Genomic DNA, 25,477 nt, shown 5'->3' with positions numbered 1-25,477 from the left:
GTTAGATGTCCTTCCCGTTGCGCTTGGACACGCGGATCTTCTTACCGTCTTCGTCGAAGCGGTAGCCGATACGGGTCGGGTTGCCGTCGGAGTCAACGACCATCACGTTGGACACGTGGATCGGAGCTTCCTGGGTAACGATGCCGCCGGACTCAGCGCCGCGCTCTGGAGCGGAGTTTGCAACGTGCTTCTTGATTCGGTTGACGCCCTCGACCAGGACCTTGTCGCGCTGCGGGTAGGCCTCGATGACCTTGCCCTTGGCACCCTTGTCCGGGCCGGAGATAACCAGTACGGTGTCGCCCTTACGGATCTTCATTTAGAGCACCTCCGGAGCCAGGGAAACGATCTTCATGAACTTCTTGTCGCGAAGCTCACGTGCGACCGGGCCGAAGATACGGGTGCCGCGGGGATCGTTGTCGTTTGCCTTGATGATGACAGCCGCGTTCTCGTCGAATGCGATGTAGGAGCCGTCCGGACGACGGGTCTCCTTCTTAGCGCGGACGATGACAGCCTTGACGATGTCGCCGGCCTTGACAGTGCCGCCCGGTGCAGCTTCCTTGACGGTTGCTACGACGACATCACCGATACCAGCGGAGCGTCGAACGGAACCACCGAGAGCACGGATGACCAGGATTTCCCGGGCACCGGTGTTGTCGGCAACTCGCAGACGCGATTCTTGCTGAATCACTTGAGTCTCCTAATTGACCTAGATGTTTTTGCGAATCGTGCGTGGGATTTCCGACCCTCGCGCACGCGGTCTGCGCCAGTGTGGCAGCCGGTTCTTCGTGAACTCGATGCGCCTTCTGGCAACCGCTATATTCTTCCACACCCCTACTGACCCAACAAAATCGCTCGTATCAGACATTCGGGAGTAGAGGCGCCATTTGTCCCACCGGGGGTGGTTTACCCTACCCCCGGCGGAATCTTTCTCTTTCCTTAATGACGCCACCCTGTAGATCAGTATTTTTGGACATCAAAAGGGTTTTCTAGGGAGCGCCGGTTAGCGCAACCCGGAGCACCCCAACCGCGAGTTTTTCTAATCCCCAGCCACGTTTCCCCACGCCAGCGCGCCATCAACTATAAACTGAGAGCTTTTCAAGATCGCCGACCTTCGCGCGCTAAATGCACCCCTCGTCCCAAGCAGCGCGTTTGCGTAATGCCGAAATACCACGCGCCAGCGATTACTCAAACGGTTATCAGCTCCCGCCAAGCACCCTCTAGGCGGACGAGGAGCTAATTCCCACTGTGCTTCCATGCAGCACCCGTGCTAGGTTGTTTGACGTACCCCGGCCCAAACCAGGCCGAAGCCCCCAACTTTTTCGTGAGGATTTAACACATGAAGCTCAAGAAGTCCCTGCTGGCTCTGACCACCGCCGCTACCGTTGCAGTTGCTGGCACCACCGCTGCAGTTGCTGCGGAAAACACGACCGCCGGCTCCCCTGCTACCACCCCCGGGAACGGCACCGACAACGGTGACAAGACCGACCCCGATCCGAGCAAGGAGCTGACCGACAAGGAGAAGCAGAAGAAGGAGCGCCAGGAGAAGCTGGCCGGCTCCGCAAACAAGTTCTTCGACTGGAACGACAAGACCTCCGGCCTGGATAAGATGAAGAGCGTTGTCACCCTGATCACCACCATTGGTGCTCTGGTTGCCGGCATCGTTACCCTGGCTTCCAACTTCGGCAAGATCGAGAAGCTGTTCAAGTAAGAACACTCGGTTCCACTAGGAACTTTAAGCCTCGCCGCGGTCCCTGGATCGTCGCGGGGCTTAATCTATATCCTCATCTTTTCTATTTGCTTTAGGCAAGGGTAAGCTAACCCTCACTATGACCTCGAGCCCTTCTGCCTTAAGCACCCCAGCGAACACTTCCGCGTACCGCGTGGCCTTCTCTGACCACCAACTCCTGACCGCCCCAGCTGAACCACACCACCGGATCATCCGCGCCACCGTTTACGACGTCAACACCCCAGCAGAAAACCTGAAACGGATTGTCATCCATTCCCCCGAACTGGTCGGCTTTCAGCTTTCCGGCCCCGACGAGTTCTTTGGTCTTCTTATGCCGCCAAACCCCCACGAGGATCTTCATTTGCCTCTCTACAGTGGCGACACCAATATCCGTGCATGCGTCGCAGGCATGCCAGACGACCAGCGCCCAAATCTACGTTGGTATACCGTTCGCTCATTCGATCCCGAGCGTGGGCTGATAGCCTTCGACGTAGCGACTCACGGCGTCAAGAACCCTAATGATGAGAACGTCGGACCAGGACTTGCCTGGACCCTTGAGGCTCGCACCGGCGATCAGGTAGGAATCTGGACAGGCCGGGGGCTATGGCACCGTGCACACAGTTCGCAAACGCTAGTCGCAGACCCATCTGCCGCGCCTTCCGTTCGTGCCATCTTGGAATACATGCAAACCTTCGTCCCGGAACAGTTGTGCGACATGCACGTCATTGTGGTCGCCGAGAGCCAGCAGGACCTCGAGCCGTCCCTCATCGCCGACTGGGAAAGCAAACTGGGCAGCCTAGAAGTGTTGTTCAGCGCGACAACGGATTTCAGTACGGCAGTGATGTCTCACCTGCAGCAACTGGACCGCGTCGAACACCCTGCAACGCAATCGAAGTACGTCTGGGTCGCTGGCGAAGGCCAGCTTTGCAAGGATGTTCGACACCACGTAGTTCACACTTGGGGCCTCAACATTGAATCCGTGAAGTGGCACCCGTATTGGTTCCTTGGCAGGGCGCGACCTTAATTAGCTACAATTCCTCGCGGCACGATGATCGGCGCCGGACCGCGGGGATCTTCCCACACCTCGGCATTCAGGCCATATGCCTCGCGCAGGACATCCACCGTCAAAGCCTCCTTTGGAGACCCCTCGGCGATCTTTTGCCCATCCTTCATGACGATCATCTCGTCGCTAAAAGCTCCCGCCAGGCCAAGATCATGAAGCACGGTAATCACCGTCTTGCCCTCTTGAGCGAGCTCCCGCACGATACTTAGAATCTCTATCGCATGCGCCGGATCTAGGTAGGTAGTTGGTTCGTCCAACAGCACAACTGGCGTATCCTGCGCCAATACCATCGCCATCCAGACGCGCTGCCGTTGGCCGCCGGATAGCTCCGCCACGTCGCGGGCAACAAGATGGTCAACCTTCGTCTTCTTCAGCGCCTCGCGCACCTTTTCTTTATCTTCTGACGCCGTCGCTCCCCCACCCCAGAGCGATCGACGATAAGGGTGACGTCCGCGCTCCACAAGTTCTCCAACGGTCAACCCCGCCGGACACAGCGGGTGCTGTGGCAAAAGCGCAATTAGTTGGGCGGCTTCACGCGCCCGCAAACGATGCACGTCCTTATCCTCTGCAAGAACACGTCCTTCGGTGGGAGCAAGCAGCCGAGAAAGCGTCTTGAGCAGCGTTGACTTACCACAACCATTGGGGCCTAAGAGCGTGGTGACCTTCCCCGGCTCTGCAGTGAAAGACACGTTCTTAACAATGCTTGGGCCGTCGTTGTAGCCCACGGTGACGCGATCAACACGAACGTTCATTGAACCATTCCTTTCAGAGTTCCGCGACGGGCTGCCAACCACACAAGCAACACCAGCGCGGGGCCACCGATGATGGCGGTAACCAAACCCACAGGGGATGTAAATGGCAGTGCGCCCGCTACGACGGCGCACGCAGCTAATAGAGCTGCACCTGCGAAAGTAGAGCACAGCGGATGGGGCGTGGGCGTTCCGGCCACCAGCTTGGCCAGCTGAGGAGCCAACAGTGCCACGAATCCAATTGGGCCGACAAAGGAAACCACCACCGCGACAATGCCCGTTGCGGCAATGAGCAAAATAGCGCGCACCCTCGTGACATCTACACCAAGTGTGGACGCGGTGGCGTCATCATGAGAAAGCAGAGGAACGTCGCGCGTAACGCAAAGGCCTAAAACTACGAAGGGCAATAGGCCCAACGCCATAGGCAACAATGCCTCCGTACGCACAAACCCGGTAGATCCAGCGAGCCAGGTTTGGGCATCCGTGGCACGAGTCAAGTCAGCCCTGAGCAGGAGATACTGCACTAAGGACTGTGTGAGGAACGACAGTGCCAGGCCGATGACCACTACGCGCTGGGACGTCCCGAAACCACCGAGTAGAACGAGCAAACCAACGATTACTAGTGCGCCAACCAAAGCGAGTGCAGCACGCCACCAGAATGTCGGCAACTCCTCGCTCCATGCGGGGCGGGCGACTACGGTACCCGCCACTACCAAAACCGCCGCGCCACCGGAGACACCGAGAATGTCCGGGCTAGCTAGCGGATTGCGAGCCATGGTCTGGGTCCACGCGCCGGCCAGCCCCAGCGCCGCGCCGACCAGAACGGTAGCGATTGCTACAGGCAGGCGGAGATCCCACACCACGTTGATTGCTTGCTGCGTTCCTCCACCGGTGAGCACTTCGATGACCTCCACCGGACTGAGCTTCACCGCGCCTTGCCCCAGAATTAGGCAATAACAAAAAGCTGCTATGAGGGCGAACCCTGAAGTAGCTGCCAGGATGCGTCTTTTTCGTGAACGCTTGATGCTACCGATAGACGTCGTATTACTCATATCGCTAGCTCCGAGTTATTCGAGGTTGGAGAGTTTTCCTTACGCCGTACCGCCAGAATCATCACCGGGGCACCGACAATCGCCAGGACAATGGACATTTCTAGCTCGTTAGGCTGCAGGACGAAGCGGCCAACAATATCGGCCAGCAACACAGCCGCGCCACCAACAATGCCGGTCGGCAGCAAGAGTCGGGTAAGGGCCGGACCAGTGAACGGGCGCAGTAAGTGCGGCACGGCGAAGCCCACGAAGGTCACAAGCCCCACGGTAGCTGTCGCGGAACCGGCGAGGATGATCACCGCTGCTGCCGCCAACACACGGGTTCTCGTGGGCGAACTGCCAAGGGAACGGGCGGAGTCCTCTCCCATCGCAAGTAGATCCAGCGGGCGTGCTGCAAGCGCACCGCATAGAGCGCCTAGCGCTAGGCCTAAAGCGGCCAATGCCACGTCGTCCATACCCCGCCCAGCCGTAGAGCCAACAGTCCACCGGCGGAGCCCCTCCAGGGTGTCGGAAGAGTAGAGACTCAGCATGTTCGTCGCCGCTTGCAGGGCAAAGGTTACTCCCACGCCCACGAGTACCAGAGTTAGCGGGTTACGCGATACACGGGAAATCAACAGCACGATCAGAGCAGCGACGGTCGCTCCGAGGAGCCCCACAAGTGTCCGCTCCCCGACCGTCGTTGCCCACCCCAACGTCAGCGCTGTGGCGACTGCGAAACTCGCCCCAGCGTTCACGCCGATAATGCCAGGATCTGCCAAGGGGTTGCGGGTCCAGCTCTGGGAAATGGCACCCGCCATAGCCAGAGCTGCGCCTGTGATCACAGCCAAGAGAGTGCGCGGAACGCGCAGATCCCAAATAATGCCGGACTGTTCAGCATTAATGCCGGACTGCACGGACGGGTGCGGACCATGCATGAGAATGCTGGTCACTTCGCCAATGGAAAGGTCCTTGGAACCCAGGTACAGGGAGGCGACCAGCAGCAATGCCAAGCCAACGAGTGTGGCCAGAATATGCAATCGCCTGGAATGAACCAAAGAATGTCGAATTATTGACACGGACACTTTCAACTAAACTGCGTCAGAGAATTTCTCGACTGCCCAGGGGATAGTCAATGGATTCGGCATGCTCATCGCATTTCCGACGTTTTCATCCATCCAGTGGACCTTGCCTTCGCGAACGACATCCAACTTGCTGAATGTCGGATCCTTCTTCAGGGTATCGGCAGCTCCCTGGTAATCAAGAACGAACAGGTAATCGACATTGTTGAGGTCGCTGTAGTTTTCAGGCGCGATGTCGCGGTAGAACTCGCCCCCGTTACCTTCGAGTTCCTTCGGGATCTCGAATCCTAGGTTTTCGATGAACTGGCCTCGGCCGTCACCGGAGGTGTACAAGCCGATCTTGCCCTGATAGGGCATGACGATAGCCGCTCGCTTACCCTTGAGTTCAGGGTGCTGCTTTTTGAAGTCGTCGAAGGCCTTCTGCGTTTCCTTGACGAGCTTGTCGCCTTCTGCTTGCTTGTCTACAGCGCCGGCGATCTGGTTAACCTGATCCCGCCACGGAATCTGCCAGTCCGTCGCCCCCTCTGGCTTGAGGGTGGTCGGGGCAATGTCGTTGAGGGCCTTCTTCGCCTGCGCATCCACAGCGGAGTTCACCGCAATGATCTTGTCCGGATCAGCGGCAGAGATCTTCTCCAAGATCTCAGCAGTGAATCCGGTGGCCGTACCGTAGACCACCTCTGGTTTGTTGTCGCCAAGCTTGTCGGTAGCCCATGGGCCGACGCCGGACGCATCAACATCTCCCTCAGCACCCCAGGGCGCTACGAGGACTGGTTGGATGCCAAGGGCGAGCAAGGTATCGCTGTCTCCCAGGCCAACTGCGGCGATGCGCTCGTCCCCGGTGCCCTCATTTTTTGACGCCGCCGCGTCATCGCCTCGGGAGCAACCAGACAGAACAAGAGTGGATGCTGCCAAGACAGCGGCGGTCTTCAGTGCCGCTCGACGGGTCAGCGAATTGTTTCGAAACATGTGGAAGCCTAACGTGTAAGGAACTCTTTGAGGCGCTGTAAAGTACCCGTAGCCCCAAGAGACTGATGGCCTCTTTCAGCTACGGTGGATTCAGCAATCGCGCCCGTTTTACACAGGGTAGGCTAACAACAAAACAGGCTACCCTAAGTTAATTATTTTGGGGGATGTGTAGCCGCCGATATGGAGGCAGCTCAGCCGCTAGGGGCCAGCCGACAGGGGGCACTTTAGAAACGGTTTAGCAAACCACCAAACGTCCGCCACTCCTCCGCACGCTTCGCCCGAGACAAATATCCTGAGGTTCGCCCTACCACCGGCAGTTACCTACCTCCCCTCCCCACCTCGAACAGCTGGGCACTCCACCCCACCGCCTGCTGCGAACGCGCTACCGCACCCACGGCAGCCAGGTGCTTCGCAATCACACGGGCCGTGGGCAGCTGCGATCCATACAGAACGAGGCGTGATAAATCTTCCTCGTAGTCATGATCCTCGGCCCCGCTTTCCTGCAACACTGGGGTCACCAGGAACAGCTGCGCCCCAGAACGTAGTACGGCAGCCACCAACTGCTGCAGCTCTATAGCTGGCCAACGTCGCCACGGATCAACCAGCACCACAGCATCTACCTGCTCGCACAAAGTAGCCACTGTGCCAGCCCAATCCGCCCGGCGCACATCCTCACCGCTACGCCCAACCGTTGGAGCGTGCAGTGCACTATAGCGAGCACGATCCCGGCGGCGTGGAGCAATATCGCGCAGCATAACCTCCTCTGCGCTGGCCCCAGGCTCCGTCATCGCTGCAGTTGTTGCGCCTACTGAAATCCTTGCGTCATCTTCTGCCTCCGAAAACGACCCCAACACCACGGCGTTGGCCTGCGGTATCTTACGTAGAATCTCATCCGCATACACCGCCGCGGCCGGACCTCCCACCGCGCACCGAAGCGAGCCAGCATCCTGTCGCGCTAGTAGCTTGCTGCTCAGAATCTCCGCTGCGGCCGGGGCCGACCACTGAGCGCTGGAGGCCGCCTGATCGTGTTCCTCCACGGCCAGTTGTGGCTGGGTTTGCACAATGTAGTCCCAGCGGTGCTCGCCCGTATCAGCCGGATTCTGCAGTGCCTGCCCTAGCTGGCCAAGTGCTGCGGTCTTGGCGGCTGCCGGCCCGGTAATCCAATCCCTTACTGGAGAATCCGGGTTTGCCAACTCGCTGCCCAGCGCAGTGAGGCCGATTCGAACCGCCCGTTGGTCCGCCACATCCTCCGCTGAGCTATCCAGTGCTGCATCCGCCGACAAAGTCACTAACCCCACTGCCTCCAGGTAACGCGCAATCCGGAGAGCCAGCTCCTGCTGCAGGCCAGTTGCTGCGGCCAGTTGATCCACTCGATCCTCGCCCTCATCAATCAGGCCAAAAATCCCCAACCCTACGGCTTGGCGCACCAGAATCGCCGACCCCATTTCGGTGAGTTCATGCAGCTCAATCAACGCATTACGGTGGCTCATCACAGCCCCTGTCTCCGCCCCCTCACTGTCGCCCTGCGTAGCCGTCGCCCCTGCTTCCGATTGTGCCGGTGCCATTGCGCGCCAGTACCCCGTAATCTCCACGTTTTCCCGCGGAATCCCCAGAGCTCGAACCCAGCGTCGGATCGCCTTCAATCGCCCGGCCTCTCCCGCAGCCCATACATAGGGCATCGCGGCGGGCTCGGCCGCCCACTCTGGGTGTTCTCCGTACAACTCGGTAGCTTTCGCCACGAAGTCCCCGCCCTCGTCTCGCACCTGCCAGTGAATGTCCACCTGTGCTTCGAACTCCAGTCGCTGGACATGTGCCCGCGTGGCTACCTCAATAATCGCCACTGCCCTATACCCGGCGGGCAAAGACTCTATACAGCGAGCAATCGCCGGCAGCGCCGTCTCGTCGCCCACCATCAGTAGCCACGGAGTGTGGGTGGGCAGCGCTGCGCAAGACTTCGGCCCTGCGATATACAGGGGATCTCCCGGTCGAGCTCGTGCGGACCAGTCCTCGGCCAGGCCTTGGCCATGCCGCGCGAAGTCTACGACGAGGCGGCCCTGGGAGGCGTCGAATGAACGGACGGTATATGTCCGAAACAGATCTTTGACCTCCTCTTGCCATAGCACCGTCGCGTCCTCCCGTGTGATGGGGTGAGGGCGCTCCCCGGTGGCCGGGTCTGGGAAGATGATGCGGATATCGTCGTCGAAACCATCGCTGACTAGCGGTGGTGCGTCTACGCCGAACGCACTATGGGCGCGTAGTTGTTCGCCCGTCAGAGTAATGCGACGCATCCCTGGTGTGATGTCCTCGATGTCATCGACCTGCAGTTCGCGGATCGTAATGGGGTAGATTTCCCTGTCTCGGCTATTCCTCGCCATGGTCATTCCTTTCTCGTTTCTGGGTTGGCGGTGTGCGGTGAGTCGGTGTGTAGCGGGTCAGTGCGCAGGGTCGGCATGCGGTGGGGCGGCATGCGCAGGGTCGATGCCTGTCGCCTCGGGTGCTGACCGGTCAGCCGAACTCTTGTCCAGCAGCCGCGGTGCCCATTGCTGGAAAACGTTCTTCCAGCCATCGGCTTTCACCAGCTGCGCGTGCGTAAGTTCAAGCTCGCTCACCTGCACCGGATACGCCCCCGGACGGCGCCTCCACGCAGCAGCCGGATCCCACTGCCCGTGTGCCACATCACTGTTGTTTTGCGTTGCCACCACTAGCTCGACCCGGCCTTCGTAGCTGGTGGGTGCTGCTGTGTGCAGCAACTGCATGCAGAAACGGATGTTGCTTTCTATATCGACGCCCACAGTACCCAATTCGTGTGACATCCCATCGGCACGCGCAATTGCCCGAACGTCGTAGTCACCAAAGGCTGTCCTGCCATCGGGCGTGCCCGGCGGCAAGGAATGCGTACCGGAGCTGGGGCTGCTGCCGCTGGGGTAGGCGTCAAGAATTCCTAAGAACCGCACCTCATAGCCCCGGCGCTGCAACGCGGCAGCGATGTTTTCAGCCACCACGCCACCGAAAGAGTAGCCCACCAACATGAAGGGTCCTTCTTGTTGCTCGGCCAGGATCTGTTCGGTGTAGAGCTCCGCTAGCTCGGCCAGTGTTTCCACCTGGGGTAGCGGGGACGGTAGTTCGATCAGGCGGGTGTCGAACTCAGTGTCCGCCAGAAGGCTGGCCAGCGGGGCGAAGGCCAAGCCATGTCCGCCGATCGGATGGAGGCACCACACCGGGCGGCGTTGCGAATGCCCGGCAGTCTGTAAGCGCTGGGATTGCTGCGGCTTCGGCAGCTGCTTAGCCTTCATAGCTCCACCAGTGCCCTGCCCCAGCCGTTCCGCGATGGCTGCCGGAGTACCAGCATCCACAATGTCCTGGATCTTCAACTGCATGCCCTGCTTGCGCAGCACACCCATCAAACGCATGGCCAGCAGGGAGTCACCACCGGAGGTGAAGAAGTTCTCTTCGGGGCCGATCGGGTTGCCTAGCAAGCTCTCCATGGCGGCCTGCACCTGGGCGCATACGGGGTTGTCCTCGGAAAGCTCCCGGTTACCGGTATTGCACGTATCCGCTTCCTCTACTTCGCTGTGCCCATCTAATTCTATTTGCCCGTCCGCTGGCTCCTCAAACTCGCCGCGCTCCGGAAGCAACTCCACCAACCGGAGATCCCTACCGGTGGCGGCGTCGCACAGTGCATTGAGGAATGTGCCGAACCACCTCGCGGCGGCGTCAGGAAGAATGCGTTCCACCACATCCGGACGGTGCACCAGCGTAATTTCCAAAACGTCCCCGGGCGGGCACACGACAGTCAGCGGGTAATGTGTGCGACCGCTGGTGCGCAGCCCCTGGATGCGCAGGCACGACTCGGAGGTCTCCACTGTGTGTGGACCGCTCGGTGCACCGAAGTGTGCGTGATGGTCGTACACCACCGCGGTGTCGAACAACGGTGCACTTCCCACCAGGGTCTCGATCTCCTGTAGCGGCGTGGTCTGGTTCTCGCTGATCAGCACCATGGTGTCTGCCACCTGTCGCACGGTATGGCGCAGCGTGTGCCCCGGTTCGAGTTGTACGTGCAACGGGAGTGTGGTGATGAACATGCCCACCGCACTAGCCATTCGCGGCTGCTCCGCGGACCGGCCGGAAAGAGTCACCCCCGTAGTCACTCGGCGCCCACCATGCAGCGCAGCCAGCGTGAGCAACCATGCGGTTTGTACCAGTACACTGGGTGTGGTTCCTAGGCTCGCCGCGGCGGTTGCCACCCGCCCATCTGTGTCGCGGTGCAGTACGTGCGGCACCTCTGGGGCTTCTGTTGTGCTCTTTTTACTTGACGCCACCGGCCGCAAGCCCGCAATCACACCTCCGTGCTCGCCTGTGCGGCTGGCCTCATGGGGCTGATCGGTGCCGGTGAAAATCTGTTGCCAGGCGCGGTATTCCCGCTCTAGTTGTTCGACGCTGCGTTGGCACAGGCTTCGAGCAAATTCCGCGAAGGAGGGCGCGGGGTCCAGATCCTCGCCGCTTAGCAGTCGCTGCAAATCCTGCAGCATCACGGCGGTGGACCAGCCATCGGTGAGGACGTGATGGCTGCCCAGCACAAGTGTGGCAGGGCGGTTGGTTTCTAGTCGGTTACTCTCTGGCAACAGCACCAGGTCTGCGGTGACTAGCGGGCCGGATTCCAGGTCCACGGCGCGGTGGCCACGCAACTCCCGTAGCTGTTCCACGAACGCATGCGCTGCAGCCGGTGAGAAGTCTCTGCAATCGTGGATTGTCCAGGGCAGATCGAGCCGCTCCGGAATCAGCATCAGCGGGAGGTCGCTGCAATCGAACACGGCGCGCAGTGCTGCGTGGCGGCGCAGAATTGCCCGCATCGACTGGTGGATAAGCTCTGGGGAGGCCACACCAGTAAGGTCCACGGCGGCGGCAATGACGTAGCGGTCGGTTCCGGCCAATCCGTGGAACAGCAGCCCCTGCTGGGAAGCAGTAGCCGGGACAATGTCTTCCAGGGGACCGTGGGCGGCTTCCAGGGAGCGCAGATGAGCAACGCTGAGGGTCGGTGTGGGCTGGTTGGTTGAGCTGTGGCCTAGCCGAGGGTTCGTCGGCTGTGTATCGAATGCCCGGTAGTCGCTAGGTAGTGCTTGGCGCAGTACCAACCGATCCGCGACCAGCAGGTCCCGCGCCGCACGTTGTAGCTGTTCGTGCAGTTTCTCCAGCACGGTCGGGGATGCATCCCTGAGTGCTGCCAGGTCCGCCACGTATTCCACGTCTGCGCCGTCCGAGGTGAGGAAGACATTTATCGTCAGAGCCTCCGTCATCCGCCGGTCGTCGGATTCCAACACGCCGAAGCTCTCCTCCGGCTGGGCATCCAGAACATTAATCACCACACGACGGTTTGGAGGGCACGAAGCTGGATCCCACGGCTGAGCCTGCGACTCGGCCTCGCGCCCAGCGCGAACCCACGCTGCCATAAACCTCGGAGAATTGGCGGATGAATGAACGGAGGCACCGTCAGCCCTCGCAGAGAAAGCCCAACGCTCCTCCGTAGTGAACCAACCGATCAGCTCCATGCAATCCACCGCGCTACCGGTGCTGCCATAGTCACCAGAACGAGTGGCACCGGTGCCGCCATCGCGGCCGTGCCCTTCCACCACCAGCTGAAGCTCGGTCAAACCTACGGCCTGCAGCGCTTGCGCTAACAATGACACCACCACGACCTGTCGGTCTGTTCGAAAACGCTGCGCCAGCTCGGCACTCATCGCCGCAGCATCCGGCATCGCAATTTTTCGCCACATCATCGTGGCCTGTCCCCGTGGGCATAGCAGTTTCTCCGGCAACTCCGGCAAGACCGACAGCTCCGCCGATCCCGGTGGCACGTTCTGCACGGCCTGGTGCTCCACGGCACGCTGCATCCCGTGGGCGCGCAGGAGGCCGGTGAGCGCGGGAAGCTTCACGTTGGCGTCAATTAATACAGCATTCCACTCGCGCTGCAGGTTCGGCCAGGACAGCGCATCGATTGCCAGGTGGTGCACCATCACCAGCGCGCCTTCCCCGCACAGTCCGACCTGCCACATCACTCCACGATCGGGGGCTATGCGGGCGGCCAGCTGCTCCACCGGATCTGGGCCGTCCGGCGCAAGCTCCACCACAATCTCCTCGGCGTTGGCCAGTGGCACACGCGGGATCAGCTGCACTACGTTGTCCCAGTCCAGCAACATCCGCAGGCTCGCATGCCGGCGCTGAAGCACCTCCACCGCGCGTAGCACATCGGTTTGGCCGCACCCGGGTGGCATATCTAGCCACCGGTACATCACGTGGCGACGCATCGCATGCACAGTGGGCGCAGCTGCAATCTGCGTGCGTGCCACCGGACTCCACGGCAATACACCCCAATCCAGCCATTGATTGTCCCCATTATTGGAGATCGAATTACCCCCCTTGCCCAGGTCTTCACCAGAACTAAGGTCGGTCGGGCGCGCAGCCTGCGAAGCCTGGGGAGCCTGCGGATTCTGCGGAGGACGGAAGGCCAATGGAATCTGCGCTAACGCAATGCCGCCCATTAGGTCCTTCGGCTGCAACAGCAGCCCCTGCTGACGTGCGCGAGAGGCCACATGAAGAGCAGCAATACTCTCCCCTCCCAAACTGATGAAGTCCTGATCAGGATCAGTCTGCTGCGGCGGTAGATGGAGGACATCACACACCGTGCGATGCAGCAGGAGGTGGGCAGGGTCGAGCGGCGCAAGCGGGTCGTTTTTACCGCTTGTAGTTGCGTTACCTGCGCTAGAGACCTCCACGCGTTCGGTCGCCTCGGGGGCTGCGGTATCCTCCTTCGCACCAGCGGTCGGCGGCTGCAGTCCGTATCCGGCGATGGCCTCCCGGTCGATCTTGCCGGAGGTGGTGGTGGGCAGCGCTCGCACTGGATGGATGCGCCGGGGGATCGCCGCGGCGGGTAAAGCAGCTTGCAACTGGTGCCGGATAGCGGTCAGATCTGAAGCGTCCACGGGCCAATCCCCTACCACCGCAGCAACCAACACAGTGGCCTGCCCACTGCGATTCAGTGGTGCCACGGCGCAGTGCCGCACGCCGTTCACGCTGGCTAGTACAGCTTCCACTTCGGCCAGCTCCACGCGCTGCCCATTGATCTCGACTTGCTCATCGGCACGCCCCAGAAACTGGTAGCCCCGCCCAGGAATCCATCGTGCCCGATCCCCGGTGCGGTAAATGCGCTCCGGAGCCCGACGCGGGTCGATGCGAACGTCCTCCTTGAACGCCGCATCGGTGGCCTCCGGAAGGCCACGGTAGCCGAGTGCCAGCTGTGGACCGGCTAGAACCAGTTCGCCTACTTCTTGGTCTCCTACCAGCTGCAGGGCGTTATCCACCAGGTAGGCACGCATACCGGCAACGGGCCGCCCCAGGTGCGCCACGCCCGGCTCCACTCGGGCCAAAAGGGCATCTACAGTGCTTTCGGTGGGGCCATAGGCATTGACGACCTCCAGGCCGGTGGCCGCCAGGTGATCCCACAGCTCAGCGGGCAGCTCTTCGCCACCCAAAACCACTAACTGCAGGCTCGGTACTTTCTCCAATAGCTGCGCGGCCAACAACGCCTTCATCATGGAGGGAGTCGTATCCACCACATTGATCTGCTGTGTAGCGAAGTGTTCCACCAGCTTGTCTGCATCCCCAGTGGCCTGTTCCGGGTAGAGGTGCACGTCGTGGCCCGCCAGCAGCCACAGCAACTGGTCGAATGCTGCATCGAAACTGAAAGACGCCGTATGCGCCACCACCGCGTGCGGCCTGTCATACAATCCACTGCGGTGTTGGGCAAACAGAGAGCTAATTGCACGGCGGGGAACCTCCACGCCCTTGGGCTTGCCGGTGGATCCAGAAGTATAGATCAGGTAGGCCAATTGCTCCGGGTCTGGACAGGCTGCCGATTCCGCGGACCGTTCTACGGCGTTCTCCTCCGAGGTGGTACTCCCCAAGGCTAGGGCGTAGCGGATGGCCGCCGCATCCACACTGGCTACCGGTTCAGCGTTCGCATGGATTTGCTCACGGCGCTGGACAGGACTGGTGGGATCGATATAGACGAAGGGCACGCCCGCGGCGAAAGCGGCCAACACAGCAAGGACCAATTCGCGTCCCCGCTCCATCTCGAGAGCGAGCACTGGTCGCGCCCTATCCTGCTTGGTGGCTTGTTCCGCCTGGCGCCACCTGTCGCTTCCCAAAACCTCACGGCGAAAGTAACCAGCCAGGCGATGCACTGTAGCGTGGAGATCCTTGCTGTCCAGCACTGCAGCGCCCAGTACCTCGCCATCCAACACCTCAGTTCCGGGCTCGGTATCCCAACCATCGGCAGTGTGAACCACCAGATGTGCCTGTGTGCGGTTTCGCAGCGTGGACAAAGCGGTGCTCAGAGCGTCCTGCGATCGGCTATTTTCGGCCACTTCGACACCTTGGGCGCGCCGCTGCTCTAACATTTCCACGCGCCGTCTCTGGCTATGCAGTGGCAGCTCCCCGATCTTTCGGGACGTGTCTTCAAGCGCCTGACACGTGAACTCCCGCAGTGCCTCCAACCGAGCCCGCGCATGCTCGGCACTCACGCGGGCCGGATCCGTCTCAAAAGCCATGTCCAGTCCGCCATCCTCGGCCGGGGTGAGCACCAATCCCAAATCCTCCGGCGGCCCACCCGCCACATTGCGCAACCGCCCCGGAACCCCCGCGAAATCCGCCCGGGTGGTGAAGGCCTTAGCATTCACTCCCACTCCGTGTAGCACATCAGCCACCCGGGAGTCCCCCGTGATCTGCGGTAGGCTCTCTCCACGCAGTCGCTGGTGGGCCAGCAGACCATGCAGCGACTCCACCGCATGGTGTAGATACTCCTGCACCGTTTGTTGATTGTCGACGTTGACTCGCAGTGGCAGCACATTGACGGCCATTGCAGGCGTGCGGAGCTCTCGCGTATGCGAGCGTGCCATCACGGGCACAGCCAGGAATTGTTCGCTGGTCGAGCGTGGAGCCAACAGACGGTGAACAAACGCCCCGTACAGTGCGATCATGAGCTCTACCCACGTAATCTGCTCATCAGTAGCGGCTTTCGTGGCCGTCTCCATGATCTCCGACCCCAGACGCACGGTGGTGGTGATTGTGGTTTGCCCTGTGCCTTCTGCTTTTGTGGCCGTATTCATCGTGGCGCGCTCAGCAACTTCCGGAAGCTGTGCGAGTACGGACGTCCAATACTGTTTATCCCGGGTATGCTCCGCGGATTCGCGGTACTCCTGATCCAGCGCCACCAGTTCGGACAGCGAAGCTGCCCGGAATGGACGAGCCTGCTTTCCTGCCACGCGAGCGGTATAAATCTGACTAAGGCGACGCGTGAGCAGGGAAGCCGAGAAGCCATCGACAATAAGGTGATGATAAAGCTGGACAACCCAGGTCTCGGTGTCGTCGAGAAGAATAATGACATAACGACACAACGGCTGATCCACCATGGTGCGCATCGTCTCGGCGCATTCGGCGCGTAGCGCATCCACCCAGGCTTCCGCGCTGCGCTGGGGATCCGCGGCGTGCCGCACGTCAATCACGCGGTCGACGCCGGGGCCTTCCTGTACCACGGACTGTTGCGGGGTAAGGCCATCCGTCGTGACGCGCACGCGCAATGTCTCAGCTTCCTGTTGCAGCTGTGCAATGGAGTGCTGCAGAGTTTCCAGCTCAATGTGCCCTGGCCCCAGGTGCAGTACCTCACCAACCACGTAGTAGGGCGATTCGGGGTTGAGCTTTTGGGCGTTCCAGACACCGTATTGAGCGCTCGTTAACGGCAGCGTAGAAGACAAGTAAAGTTCCTTGTGAGTCGGCGGGCGGCAGCGGGGAGGCGAGTGCGCGAACAAGAAAAGGCATAAGAAAACACCCCACGCTGCCACACCGGGCGACACACTCGCGAGGGGTGCTGGAGAAAAAGAGACTAAGAGATCTTTTTCAAGGTAGGCTTGACCTGCTCCAAGACCCATGCACGGGACAGGGCGGTCGGCGTGTTCAGGCCGGCAACCACAGCCTCGTTACCCGCCAGGGTGGCGCCGGACTGGACCTGTGGCAGGTCTGAGTAGCCCGGGATCTTCTCCACCTCCGCGATGTCACCGGTGCGGTTATAGATCACCATGAAGTCCGCAGCCAGGGCGGAGACGTTTTCTGGCGACAGAGTCACGCGCCCCTGCTTTACCTCAATAGAACCGTCGGTCAGAGATTCCGGGAACTTCATACCCAGGTCGTAGATGAAGGAGGCTCCTGGATCCTTCGGGTCGGCCACAGCTCCAAAGGATCCCTGAGCGAACTGGGAGACCACACCGGTCTTACCCTCGATATTCGGCAGCTCGGACTTCGCATCGGAGAAGACTTTCTCATCCTGGTCGATGACTTCTTGAGCTTTATCTTCCTTGTTGAAGATCTTGCCGAGCTCCTTCAGCTGCGACTTCCAGCCGATCCCCTCACCCTCGGTGCCAATACCACCCAGAGTGGGCGCGATCTCGGAGAGCTGTGCGTAGTTATCCTCGGAGATCGTCCAGTAGTCCCCGACGATGAAATCCGGAGCAGCGGCGGCGATCTCTTCCTTCGGCAGAGTCTTGAAATCGGTCTGCTTGATAATCTCCACGCCATCCAACTTGCCGTCGCGCCACGGGGCATTCATGTCCTTAGCAGACACCACCACGGCGGAGGGCTTGATGCCCATAGCCAGCAGGTTGTCGATGGCTGGACCAATGGCAACGACGCGCTCGGGGTTTACGGGGTATGTGTCTTCCCCCCTGGCGTGCTTGATGTTGACTTCGGAGGCATTATCGCCGGAATTCGCTGCGGAGTTTGCGCCTGAGGAAGTATTTTCCGCCTTGTCATCTGCATCGGAGCTGCAGGCTCCCAACACCAGGGTAGTGGAGAGCACGGCGACGCTGAGCGCACGGACAACGTTTGAGTTCTTCATTCTGAATGGGTTTCCATTTCACTAAACGAACAAGATTAGGTAAGGCTACCATCACCTAGGATAGGCTAACAAGGGTAATCTGAGACTTTTTTAACTTAATTTGGATCGGGGAGGGCGCGACGATTCAGCTTCCCATTACTGCTCAGCGGCAATGCCTGGAGAGTCACTACACGGCTGGGAACCATGTACTCCGGTACCGATTCGCGCAGCACAGCAGCCACCTCCGTAGGCGGTAGCACCACTGCTTCCTGATCCCACACCACATAGCCCACCAGCACTGATGAATCCTCGCCAACGACACGACTGGCCGCCTGCCGCACACCAGGAACCCGTCGCAGCGCCGCATCCACCTCTCCCAACTCCACTCGGTTGCCCCGGATCTTCACCTGGTCACCCACCCGACCTACGAATTCCAGCAACCCCGCCTGGTTCCATCGTGCTAGATCTCCGGTGCAGTACATACGGCCGCCATCGACCTGTGGGCACCAACTGGGCACAAAAGATTGTGCCGTTAGCTCCGGGCGGCGCCAATAGCCAGTAGCCACCTGCACCCCGGCAATGCAGAGCTCACCCACCTGGCCCGGATCGGTAACCTCTTTCCCATCCTCATCGCGCAGATAACAGCTCACATTGTCTTGAGGCAGACCCAACAGCGACGGTTGCCGACCATCCCCCGCGCTGTATCCCGCCAGCTCAGCCAGCAATTCCTCGGTATATTCAACCCACAGCACATCCATCGCGGCCTCCGTGGGCCCATAAAGTCCATGCACCCGGCAACCAATCTGTCGCAGGCACCGTTCTGCCAGCGCACTGGGCACAGCCTCGCCACCTAACAGCAGATGCTTGAGCCCAGCCAACCTTTCCAGAGGCTCACCCATGTCGTCCATGACATCCAACAGCGTGCCGAGCATACTCGGCACCATCGACAGCACACTGACCTGGTAATCCACCAGCAAATCCAAAAAGCCATCGATATCCCCCATCCACCACTGTGAATCGGGCATCACCACCGTTCCACCATTAGCCAGGGGGTTCAGGATCTCCGCGATACCCACATCAAACACCGCCGGCGCCTTCTGCAGCACACGAAGTTCCTCGCCAGGCCCCACGATCCGGGCGCTCCATTCCAAATGGCAGGCTACGCCACGGTGAGTATTCACCACCGCCTTCGGCCGCCCGGTCGAACCTGAGGTGAACGTGATGTAACAGGGATCCTCCGGGCAAATGTCCGTGTTCACATCCAACAGCGCACAGCTCCCCTGCAGCGGGCCACCCGATTCACCTATATTTTCGCGGTCACACTCTGCGCCACCAACCCACACTTCAGCGGCGCAAGCTTCGGCGACGACTCGGCGCAGCTCCTGTTCCGCAGACTGCTCCACACCGAGCAACATCACCAGCTCCGGCTGAAGATCTTCCAGCTGCCAACGCAAACGCTCTGTTGGAGAATCCACCTCCAATGGACAATAGACTGCGCCCGAGTGAAGAATCCCTGCCACCATTACCGGTAGCCGAGTATCCCGGCGCGCCAGTACCGCGATCCGGTCCCCTCTACCCAGCCCACGGCTGCTAATATTGCCGGCCACTCGACTGGCACCTCTAGCCAGTCCTGGCCAAGTAATGGCCCCAGCAGGCCCCGTAACCGCTAGCCGCGGGCTACCTACCCCACACTCCTGGACTGCTGCACAGATCATCGCATCCACCGTGGCATAGCGCTGCTCCACTCGGCGGCCATGAGGCCGCGGTGCTGGAAATGCACTCATGAACGCACCTCCGCCCGAACCCCAGCCTGCACCCCAGCTCGCATGCCAGCCTGCACATCGGCGGCATTATCGCCCAGGCCGTCCCCTACACCGAGCCCAGCTACTACCCGATCGGAAAGCTCGCCCAGGCAGCTCAGGTTCGCAAACCCCGGCCCCTGGCGCATACCTGCCAGTGCCGGAACAAACAGGTGCGGAACCAATCCCTCCACTGCCAGATCTGCCCCAATACTGGCCTCCCAGGCCGGAACGGAGCTCAGCGCTGCATCGGACTGGTTGCCTAGTGCGCGCTCCAGGAGGTGGCGCACCTGTGGCGTCATCACATCACAGAACCACAAGGGCCTACCACCGCGAGCGTCAATGACGAGATCGCACAGCTCGGTGTAGGAGCCACACACTTCATCATCAATATGCACCCGCAGGCGAAAATCAGCGTCCGGCGAGCCCGCCGGCTCCACACGGCGGACAACGCCACGGCGATGTGCCACGCGATCATCGGAATCTAACACCTGCTGCACCCGCACAGAAAGCACCCCACGGTCGGTTCTGCGGATGAAGTCTCTACGCGCTGCTTCGCTGAGTGTCACCCATTTGCGCGGATCTGTATACAACTCGTTTTCGAATTGACTCTCCCCACGACTAAACATCGTGGCCAGGGGCGATACGGCCAGAGCTTCCTCAATATTGAGGTGAATTAGCTGGTCCAACACGGAAGCTGCAGATTCCCCAGTACCGATCACCACAACACGAGGGACCTCGGGGAGGCTTCCACGCGCCTTGAGATCCCAAAATTCTGCCACAGAGAGCACACCCGGAACATCCGAAATTTTGCCGTCGCTACGGCCAGGGCCGGTAACGAGCACACTATCGGCCTCCAGAGTGAACTCGGCGCCACGTGTGTCCTCGGCAGTGAGGCGCCACCGGTAGGGCTGGGAGGCAGTGCCGGTGGCCGTGCCCGTAGGGCTAGTGGCACTACTTTCAGTGGTCACGTCGAGTAGCCGCACCGTTGCTGGAACCACCCGCATTCCCATCTTTTGCGCCGCCCACTCCAGGTAGCTAGCCCACAGGTAGTGCGGTGGGTTGGGGTGGCCACGGTCGATCCAAGAGGCATAACGATCCGACTCCGTAAGGAAGCGCACCCAGCTAAGCCCCAGCATGCTCCGGTCCACGGCCTCGTTGAGCTCGCCCGCGATGCGCGTGCGGTAGGGAAATCCCAGATCTTTATCGGGCGAGGTTCCCAGCAACTGCCGCCCGTCCGTCCACCCACCGCAAGGCTTCCAATTACCGCCAATGCCGTGCGGATCCAGCACGGTTACTTCCGGGGTTGGAACGCCCAGACTGCGCAGAGCGTGGAGTTTCGCATGAACGGCTAGCGCTTTTGGCCCCGCTCCGATGATCGCCAATGATTTCAACTTACCATTCCCTTACCAAGTGAAGGCTTACCTTACACATAGACGGTAGTATGCTTACCCATGATTGACAATGACCCCCAGCAACAGCCTGAGTCACTGCTCACAGGAAGCCCCCAACCCCGCCCGGAGGAAATACTGGCCCGGTTGCGCCACGACATCCCGACAGCGGATTTCCTCCCTTCCCCGCCACCGTTACCGCAGATGAAACCCCCCTTTTCCCTACGCCCTGCGGACCCAGATCCCGAATCTTCCGATGCCGATCTGGTGGCCGAGTGGATGTCCCGCCCTCACTTGCGCGAGACGTGGGAACAACCCTGGCCAGCCGAACGCTGGCGCCAGGACTGGGTCGCAAAAACTCACACCACCTACGCTCGCGCCGCAATACTGTCCTATTCGATACCCCGCTCCCCCCACATCCGGGCTGCAAAGGAAGCCACGAGGGGCGATGCCTCCGCAGCTCCTACACCGTCTGACGAGAATGACGCCACAACCCCGGTGGGGTACGTGGAAATCTATCGCCCACACCGGGACGAGATTGGCAGCAGCTATCTCTCTCAACCCCACGACCTGGGAGCCCATATCGCAATCGGCAAGCCAGAACTGACTGGCCATGGGATCTTCTCTTCTTTTCTGAGCGAGCTGGCCGCAGCACTGCTAGAGCAAGACCCGCAGTGCCAGCTGGTGCTTGGCGAGCCGGACTATCGCAACACCCGCACGCACCGGGCGCTGGCCAAGGCCGGTTTCCAAGATTTCGGCGAGCGACAGCAGCGGGCAGACCGGCGCGTACGGTTGTTCGGCTTAACACGGCCTAGCGCAGGGCGTGAGCCGCAACAGCGATTGGAGGCCACGCCATGAGTGTGCGCACCAGCCGCCTACTGGGTCTGGGGGTACTACTCCTACTGGTCGTCAGTGGCACGATCTGCAGTTTCCTGTACGGCGCCCGTTCCATCCCCGCAGAGGACGTGTGGGCTGCACTTCGGGATCTCCCTGCTACCAGTAGCTCCCCGGAGGAGGTTCCAGTCAACCAACGCGTGGTCGCCGAGCTGCGCCTGCCACGCACCATATTGGCCATTATCGTGGGCGCGGCACTAGGCGTAGCCGGCGCCCTAATCCAGGGACATACCCGCAATCCCCTGGCGGATCCGGGGATCCTGGGAATCAGTTCCGGCGCGGCACTGAGCGTGGTGGCCAGCTACGCCCTGTTGGGCATCAGCGCGCCTTGGGCGACTGCGGTGGTTGCCTTCCTTGGTGCAATCGCAGCCACGGCGCTGGTCTTCGGCCTAGCTTCCGCGGGCAGAGCCACGGTAAATCCCCTGACCCTCGTGCTGGGCGGAGCCGCGCTGTCGGCAGTGCTAAGTGCCATCACGAGCGCCTTCGTTCTCACAAGTGAAAACAACCTGGATAGGATGCGCTTCTGGACCGTCGGTTCCCTAGCGGGCCGGGATATGAACATCGCGCTCAGCGTCTTGCCGTTTGTGGCTCTGGGGTTGATCCTGGCCTTTGCCACAGGCCCACAGCTGAACATCCTAAATCTGGGCGACGACGTGGCTGCTGGCTTAGGTATCAACACTGCGGCCGCGCGACTAGGCGGCATGGGCATCATCGCACTGCTGGCAGGTGCTGCCACTGCCGCTGCAGGACCGCTGGGCTTCATCGGCCTGGTGGTACCCCATATCGTCCGAGCCCTCACCGGCCCGGATTACAAGTGGATTCTGCCGTACTCCGCGCTAGCCGGTGCAGCACTACTTCTTTACGCGGACGTGGTGGGGCGCCTCATCGCCCGGCCCGGCGAGCTCCAGGTGGGCATTGTGCTGGCGTTCGTGGGTGCACCGTTCTTCATCGTCTTGATTTACCGAAAGAAGGTGGCGACGCTCTGATGGGGCTCAACAAGACTTCGCGCAATAGGCTCACCGCTACCGAGCGGGTTCCAGGCCGTCCGGCATTCAGGATCGGACCAATCTCCTTCGTTTGGCGCCCACGAGTGCTGCTTGTATGCCTCATTGCCGCGGCCCTTATCGTTTTCTTGGGAGCATTTTCCATTGGACTAGGTGATTTCCCCATCTCCGTTTCCCGAGTGCTGGAGGTTGTCTTCCGCGGGGAGGGAAGCCGCGTGGAAAGGCTAGTGGTCCTGGACTGGCGCATGCCCCGTGTGGCAACCGCCATCGCGGTCGGCAGTGCTTTGGGACTGTCTGGCGCGCTAACTCAGACAGTCACCCGCAACGCACTGGCCAGCCCGGATATCCTTGGTATCACCACGGGCGCCTCAGCCATGGCCGTGACGGTCATCGTCCTCGGCGGTGGCAGCGGATTTCTCGGCTGGCTGTCCGGAATCGGAATCCCTCTGGCCGCACTACTAGGGGCGATACTCAGCGCTACAGCGATCTGGACACTGGCGTGGCGGCGCCAGGCGGATTCCTACCGACTAGTGCTCTTTGGCATCATCATCACCGCGCTGCTCAGTTCCTACATCAATTTCCTTATGATCCGCTCGGAGCTACGGAATGCTACCCAAGCGCAGTTCTGGCTCACAGGCTCCTTGGCCACAGCGGGCTGGAATACCACCATCCCGATGGTGATCCTGGTGATCGCGTGCTGTCCCCTACTGGCCTGGATCGGCTACCAGGCGCTGGCCACCACTTTGGGACCCGATCTGGCTCGGGCACTCGGCCAGCGGGTCAACGGTGTACAGGTCGCGATGCTGGCGCTGGCCGTGGCCCTAGCTGCGGTAGCAGTCTCCGCCGCCGGCCCCATCGGCTTCGTCGCCTTTGTAGCACCCCAGGTGGCTCTTCGAATGTGCGGCGTACCCACCCCACCGCTTGCTGCTTCGGCGCTCACCGGTGCAGTACTGCTGCTGGGGGCGGACATCGTCACCCAAGCGATTCTGCCGGTGGAACTTCCGGTGGGCATTGTGACCTCCGCCCTAGGTGGCATCTTCCTCATCTATCTGCTCGTTCAACGCACTAGGAGCACAGACGCATGACCTCTTCCACACCCCAGCCAAATACAGCACAGCACAACACGGCACTACCAAATGCAGCACAGCCAAGCGACACCAGCGGCGTAGTTGCGTCCTCGATCACGGTAGGCTACGGCGAGCGCACCATCATCCGCGACCTTAGCGCCACGTTCCCGGCGGGCAAGATTACTACCATCGTGGGACCCAACGGCTGCGGTAAGTCCACATTGCTGCGTGCCATGTCCGGCCTACTTGACCTCAATACGGGAACCGTTCGTGTGAATAACCAGGACATCACGGCCATGAAACGCAAGGAGGTCGCCCGACTATTGGGCGTACTTCCCCAATCGCCCGTGGCCCCAGAGGGCCTGCTGGTCTCCGATCTGGTAGCTCGCGGGCGGCACCCACACCAGGCGTGGTTCCGGCAATGGTCTTCCACGGACGAAGGGGCGGTACTCGAGGCCCTGGAGCAAACAGATTCCAAGGATCTTGCTAACCGCACGCTGGATGAACTCTCTGGCGGCCAGCGCCAGCGCGTGTGGATTTCCATGGTGTTGACGCAGAACACCGACATCCTTTTCCTCGACGAGCCGACCACCTACTTAGACCTGGCGACTTCCGTGGACATCTTGGAACTGGTTGAGGACCTGTGCCAACGGCTTGGCCGCACCGTGGTTATGGTGCTGCACGATCTAAATCTTGCGGTGCGTTATTCCGATTATCTAGTGGTCATGAATGAAGGCCAGGTGATGGCCTCCGGTTCGCCTTCGGAGATCATTACTGCAGAGCTACTGCAGCGGGCTTTCGACCTGCGAGCACGGGTGATCGAAGATCCGGAGACTGGAGACCCGCTCATCATCCCTCTCAAAAAATCCAGAAATAACACCCTTGATTAGCCTAACCTAAGTCGATTACGGTGTCCGCTATGGATTTCAACATTCCTCCGCACCTAGCCACACGGCAGCCAACCGAGTCGCCGCCGGAGCAAGCGCAACTACAACAAACGGTGATCGTGACAGGTGCTGCTGGAGGCATCGGCCGCGAGTGTGTGCGCCTGCTACGACAGAACGATCACACCGTGATCGGCTGGGATCTACCGGAAGTAGACATCACCTCTTCAACCCGACTGACCCACGCAGCGTGGAAAGCCACCTGTCGAAAGCACTGGCAGCTCACGGGCACATTGATGCACTCATCCACTGCGCGGGAACCTTAATCCCAGATAGCGCACTGACGGGCCCCACGGCAGTTGACACAGTTGACACAGTCTCGGGTATCGGTACGGACCCCGACGAGACCGGAGCCTGGGAAAACAACTTCGCTGTCAACGTCACCGGCTTAGCCCGCACATGCTCCGCAATCGCCCAGCACATGGTGGATCGCGGCACTGGAGCAATTGTGGCAGTGACTTCCAATGCAGCAGCACAGCCCCGGGCACGCATGGCCTCCTATGGAGCTTCCAAAGCGGCAGCGACCGCCTGGTTGAAAACTCTGGCGCTAGAGTGCGCCCCACACGGGGTGCGCTGCAACAGCGTATCCCCTGGTTCCACAGACACCGCGATGCTACGCACCAGCTGGCACGGCGAGGATCGAGCCGCGCAGACCCTTGCCGGTGTACCGGAGGACTACCGGTTAGGCATCCCCTTACAACGCATCGCGCAGCCAGAAGATATCGCGGCAGCATGCCTCTTTCTTATCTCCCCTGCAGCCTGCCACATCACCATGCACGACCTCCGTGTTGATGGTGGCGCCACCCTAGATGCCTAGCCTCTGTACCCCACCAGCCCAACGAAAGG

General features: G+C 60.7%; 19 protein-coding genes. 8 read left to right on the top strand and 11 right to left on the bottom strand.

Annotated elements, in window-relative coordinates:
- Window position 1 precedes the first annotated feature (1 nt).
- Together rplX and rplN are read right to left on the bottom strand one after the other, a co-directional pair.
- Window positions 2–316 (bottom strand): 50S ribosomal protein L24, encoded by a 315-nt coding sequence (gene rplX / locus L8U58_RS04495; RefSeq protein ID WP_005291939.1) that lies wholly within the window; start codon window positions 314–316, stop codon window positions 2–4.
- Window positions 317–688 (bottom strand): 50S ribosomal protein L14, encoded by a 372-nt coding sequence (gene rplN / locus L8U58_RS04490; RefSeq protein ID WP_034971088.1) that lies wholly within the window; start codon window positions 686–688, stop codon window positions 317–319.
- A gap of 648 nt (window positions 689–1,336) precedes the next feature.
- Here rplN and L8U58_RS04485 point away from each other — a divergent pair.
- Together L8U58_RS04485 and L8U58_RS04480 are read left to right on the top strand one after the other, a co-directional pair.
- On the top strand, window positions 1,337–1,708 hold the full coding sequence (locus L8U58_RS04485) for a hypothetical protein (protein WP_269954773.1): 372 nt from the start codon (window positions 1,337–1,339) through the stop codon (window positions 1,706–1,708).
- Window positions 1,709–1,880: 172 nt separating this feature from the next.
- On the top strand, window positions 1,881–2,750 hold the full coding sequence (locus tag L8U58_RS04480) for a siderophore-interacting protein (protein WP_269954772.1): 870 nt from the start codon (window positions 1,881–1,883) through the stop codon (window positions 2,748–2,750).
- Here the strand turns inward: L8U58_RS04480 and L8U58_RS04475 are convergent.
- From L8U58_RS04475 to L8U58_RS04435, 9 genes are all read right to left on the bottom strand, one after another.
- Window positions 2,747–3,541, bottom strand: a complete 795-nt coding sequence (locus L8U58_RS04475) for an ABC transporter ATP-binding protein (RefSeq protein WP_269954771.1) — start codon at window positions 3,539–3,541, stop codon at window positions 2,747–2,749. The genes L8U58_RS04480 and L8U58_RS04475 overlap by 4 nt on opposite strands.
- Entirely contained in the window at window positions 3,538–4,590 is a 1,053-nt protein-coding gene (locus tag L8U58_RS04470; protein WP_034976805.1) for a FecCD family ABC transporter permease, read from the bottom strand. The genes L8U58_RS04475 and L8U58_RS04470 overlap by 4 nt, the downstream gene beginning before the upstream one ends.
- The gene (locus L8U58_RS04465) at window positions 4,587–5,648 is read right to left on the bottom strand and encodes a FecCD family ABC transporter permease (protein WP_080716777.1); all 1,062 of its coding nucleotides are present in this window, start codon (window positions 5,646–5,648) and stop codon (window positions 4,587–4,589) included. Before L8U58_RS04465 ends, L8U58_RS04470 begins: the two co-directional genes overlap by 4 nt.
- Before the next feature lie 6 nt (window positions 5,649–5,654).
- Window positions 5,655–6,611 carry an iron-siderophore ABC transporter substrate-binding protein gene (locus tag L8U58_RS04460; protein ID WP_269954770.1) on the bottom strand — a complete coding sequence of 319 codons (957 nt, stop codon included), beginning with the start codon at window positions 6,609–6,611 and terminating at the stop codon, window positions 5,655–5,657.
- A 317-nt stretch (window positions 6,612–6,928) separates the two neighbouring features.
- The gene (locus L8U58_RS04455; RefSeq protein ID WP_034972581.1) at window positions 6,929–8,986 is read right to left on the bottom strand and encodes a siderophore-interacting protein; all 2,058 of its coding nucleotides are present in this window, start codon (window positions 8,984–8,986) and stop codon (window positions 6,929–6,931) included.
- Between the two features lie 57 nt (window positions 8,987–9,043).
- Complete coding sequence (locus tag L8U58_RS04450; RefSeq protein WP_035001372.1) at window positions 9,044–16,417, bottom strand: condensation domain-containing protein; 7,374 nt, start codon at window positions 16,415–16,417, stop codon at window positions 9,044–9,046.
- A gap of 128 nt (window positions 16,418–16,545) precedes the next feature.
- The gene (locus L8U58_RS04445) at window positions 16,546–17,553 is read right to left on the bottom strand and encodes an ABC transporter substrate-binding protein (RefSeq protein ID WP_034971081.1); all 1,008 of its coding nucleotides are present in this window, start codon (window positions 17,551–17,553) and stop codon (window positions 16,546–16,548) included.
- Window positions 17,554–17,648: 95 nt separating this feature from the next.
- A complete protein-coding gene (locus tag L8U58_RS04440; RefSeq protein WP_034971080.1) occupies window positions 17,649–19,316 on the bottom strand; it encodes an amino acid adenylation domain-containing protein in 1,668 nt (555 codons plus the stop codon).
- On the bottom strand, window positions 19,313–20,716 hold the full coding sequence (locus tag L8U58_RS04435) for a SidA/IucD/PvdA family monooxygenase (protein ID WP_269954769.1): 1,404 nt from the start codon (window positions 20,714–20,716) through the stop codon (window positions 19,313–19,315). Before L8U58_RS04435 ends, L8U58_RS04440 begins: the two co-directional genes overlap by 4 nt.
- Window positions 20,717–20,926: 210 nt before the next feature.
- On the opposite strand from L8U58_RS04435, the gene L8U58_RS04430 reads away from it, so the two are divergent.
- Genes L8U58_RS04430 through L8U58_RS04410 form a run of 6 tightly spaced genes read left to right on the top strand, consistent with a single transcriptional unit; the run spans window position 20,927 to window position 25,448 of the window.
- Window positions 20,927–21,580 carry a GNAT family N-acetyltransferase gene (locus tag L8U58_RS04430; protein ID WP_237744578.1) on the top strand — a complete coding sequence of 218 codons (654 nt, stop codon included), beginning with the start codon at window positions 20,927–20,929 and terminating at the stop codon, window positions 21,578–21,580.
- Window positions 21,577–22,602 (top strand): FecCD family ABC transporter permease, encoded by a 1,026-nt coding sequence (locus tag L8U58_RS04425; protein WP_034971077.1) that lies wholly within the window; start codon window positions 21,577–21,579, stop codon window positions 22,600–22,602. The genes L8U58_RS04430 and L8U58_RS04425 overlap by 4 nt, the downstream gene beginning before the upstream one ends.
- Complete coding sequence (locus L8U58_RS04420; RefSeq protein ID WP_034971076.1) at window positions 22,602–23,705, top strand: FecCD family ABC transporter permease; 1,104 nt, start codon at window positions 22,602–22,604, stop codon at window positions 23,703–23,705. Before L8U58_RS04425 ends, L8U58_RS04420 begins: the two co-directional genes overlap by 1 nt.
- Window positions 23,702–24,577, top strand: a complete 876-nt coding sequence (locus tag L8U58_RS04415) for an ABC transporter ATP-binding protein (protein ID WP_034971075.1) — start codon at window positions 23,702–23,704, stop codon at window positions 24,575–24,577. Before L8U58_RS04420 ends, L8U58_RS04415 begins: the two co-directional genes overlap by 4 nt.
- Before the next feature lie 29 nt (window positions 24,578–24,606).
- Complete coding sequence (locus tag L8U58_RS10270) at window positions 24,607–24,897, top strand: NAD-dependent epimerase/dehydratase family protein (RefSeq protein ID WP_284804077.1); 291 nt, start codon at window positions 24,607–24,609, stop codon at window positions 24,895–24,897.
- Window positions 24,822–25,448 (top strand): SDR family oxidoreductase, encoded by a 627-nt coding sequence (locus L8U58_RS04410; RefSeq protein WP_420839828.1) that lies wholly within the window; start codon window positions 24,822–24,824, stop codon window positions 25,446–25,448. Before L8U58_RS10270 ends, L8U58_RS04410 begins: the two co-directional genes overlap by 76 nt.
- Window positions 25,449–25,477 lie beyond the last annotated feature (29 nt).

The sequence above is a fragment of the Corynebacterium macclintockiae genome, from assembly GCF_027570165.1.
Lineage (GTDB): Bacteria > Actinomycetota > Actinomycetes > Mycobacteriales > Mycobacteriaceae > Corynebacterium > Corynebacterium macclintockiae.
Note: the sequence above shows the minus strand (reverse complement) of the source record. Positions and strands in the feature narration are given on the sequence as shown.

Coding starts and splice junctions, on each gene's coding strand:
- rplX (WP_005291939.1), bottom strand. CDS start 316: ATGAAGATCCGTAAGGGCGACACCGTACTGGTTATCTCCGGCCCGGAC.
- L8U58_RS04485 (WP_269954773.1), top strand. CDS start 1,337: ATGAAGCTCAAGAAGTCCCTGCTGGCTCTGACCACCGCCGCTACCGTT.
- L8U58_RS04475 (WP_269954771.1), bottom strand. CDS start 3,541: ATGAACGTTCGTGTTGATCGCGTCACCGTGGGCTACAACGACGGCCCA.
- L8U58_RS04470 (WP_034976805.1), bottom strand. CDS start 4,590: ATGAGTAATACGACGTCTATCGGTAGCATCAAGCGTTCACGAAAAAGA.
- L8U58_RS04460 (WP_269954770.1), bottom strand. CDS start 6,611: ATGTTTCGAAACAATTCGCTGACCCGTCGAGCGGCACTGAAGACCGCC.
- L8U58_RS04455 (WP_034972581.1), bottom strand. CDS start 8,986: ATGGCGAGGAATAGCCGAGACAGGGAAATCTACCCCATTACGATCCGC.
- L8U58_RS04445 (WP_034971081.1), bottom strand. CDS start 17,553: ATGAAGAACTCAAACGTTGTCCGTGCGCTCAGCGTCGCCGTGCTCTCC.
- L8U58_RS04440 (WP_034971080.1), bottom strand. CDS start 19,316: ATGAGTGCATTTCCAGCACCGCGGCCTCATGGCCGCCGAGTGGAGCAG.
- L8U58_RS04430 (WP_237744578.1), top strand. CDS start 20,927: ATGAAACCCCCCTTTTCCCTACGCCCTGCGGACCCAGATCCCGAATCT.
- L8U58_RS04425 (WP_034971077.1), top strand. CDS start 21,577: ATGAGTGTGCGCACCAGCCGCCTACTGGGTCTGGGGGTACTACTCCTA.
- L8U58_RS04420 (WP_034971076.1), top strand. CDS start 22,602: ATGGGGCTCAACAAGACTTCGCGCAATAGGCTCACCGCTACCGAGCGG.
- L8U58_RS04415 (WP_034971075.1), top strand. CDS start 23,702: ATGACCTCTTCCACACCCCAGCCAAATACAGCACAGCACAACACGGCA.
- L8U58_RS10270 (WP_284804077.1), top strand. CDS start 24,607: ATGGATTTCAACATTCCTCCGCACCTAGCCACACGGCAGCCAACCGAG.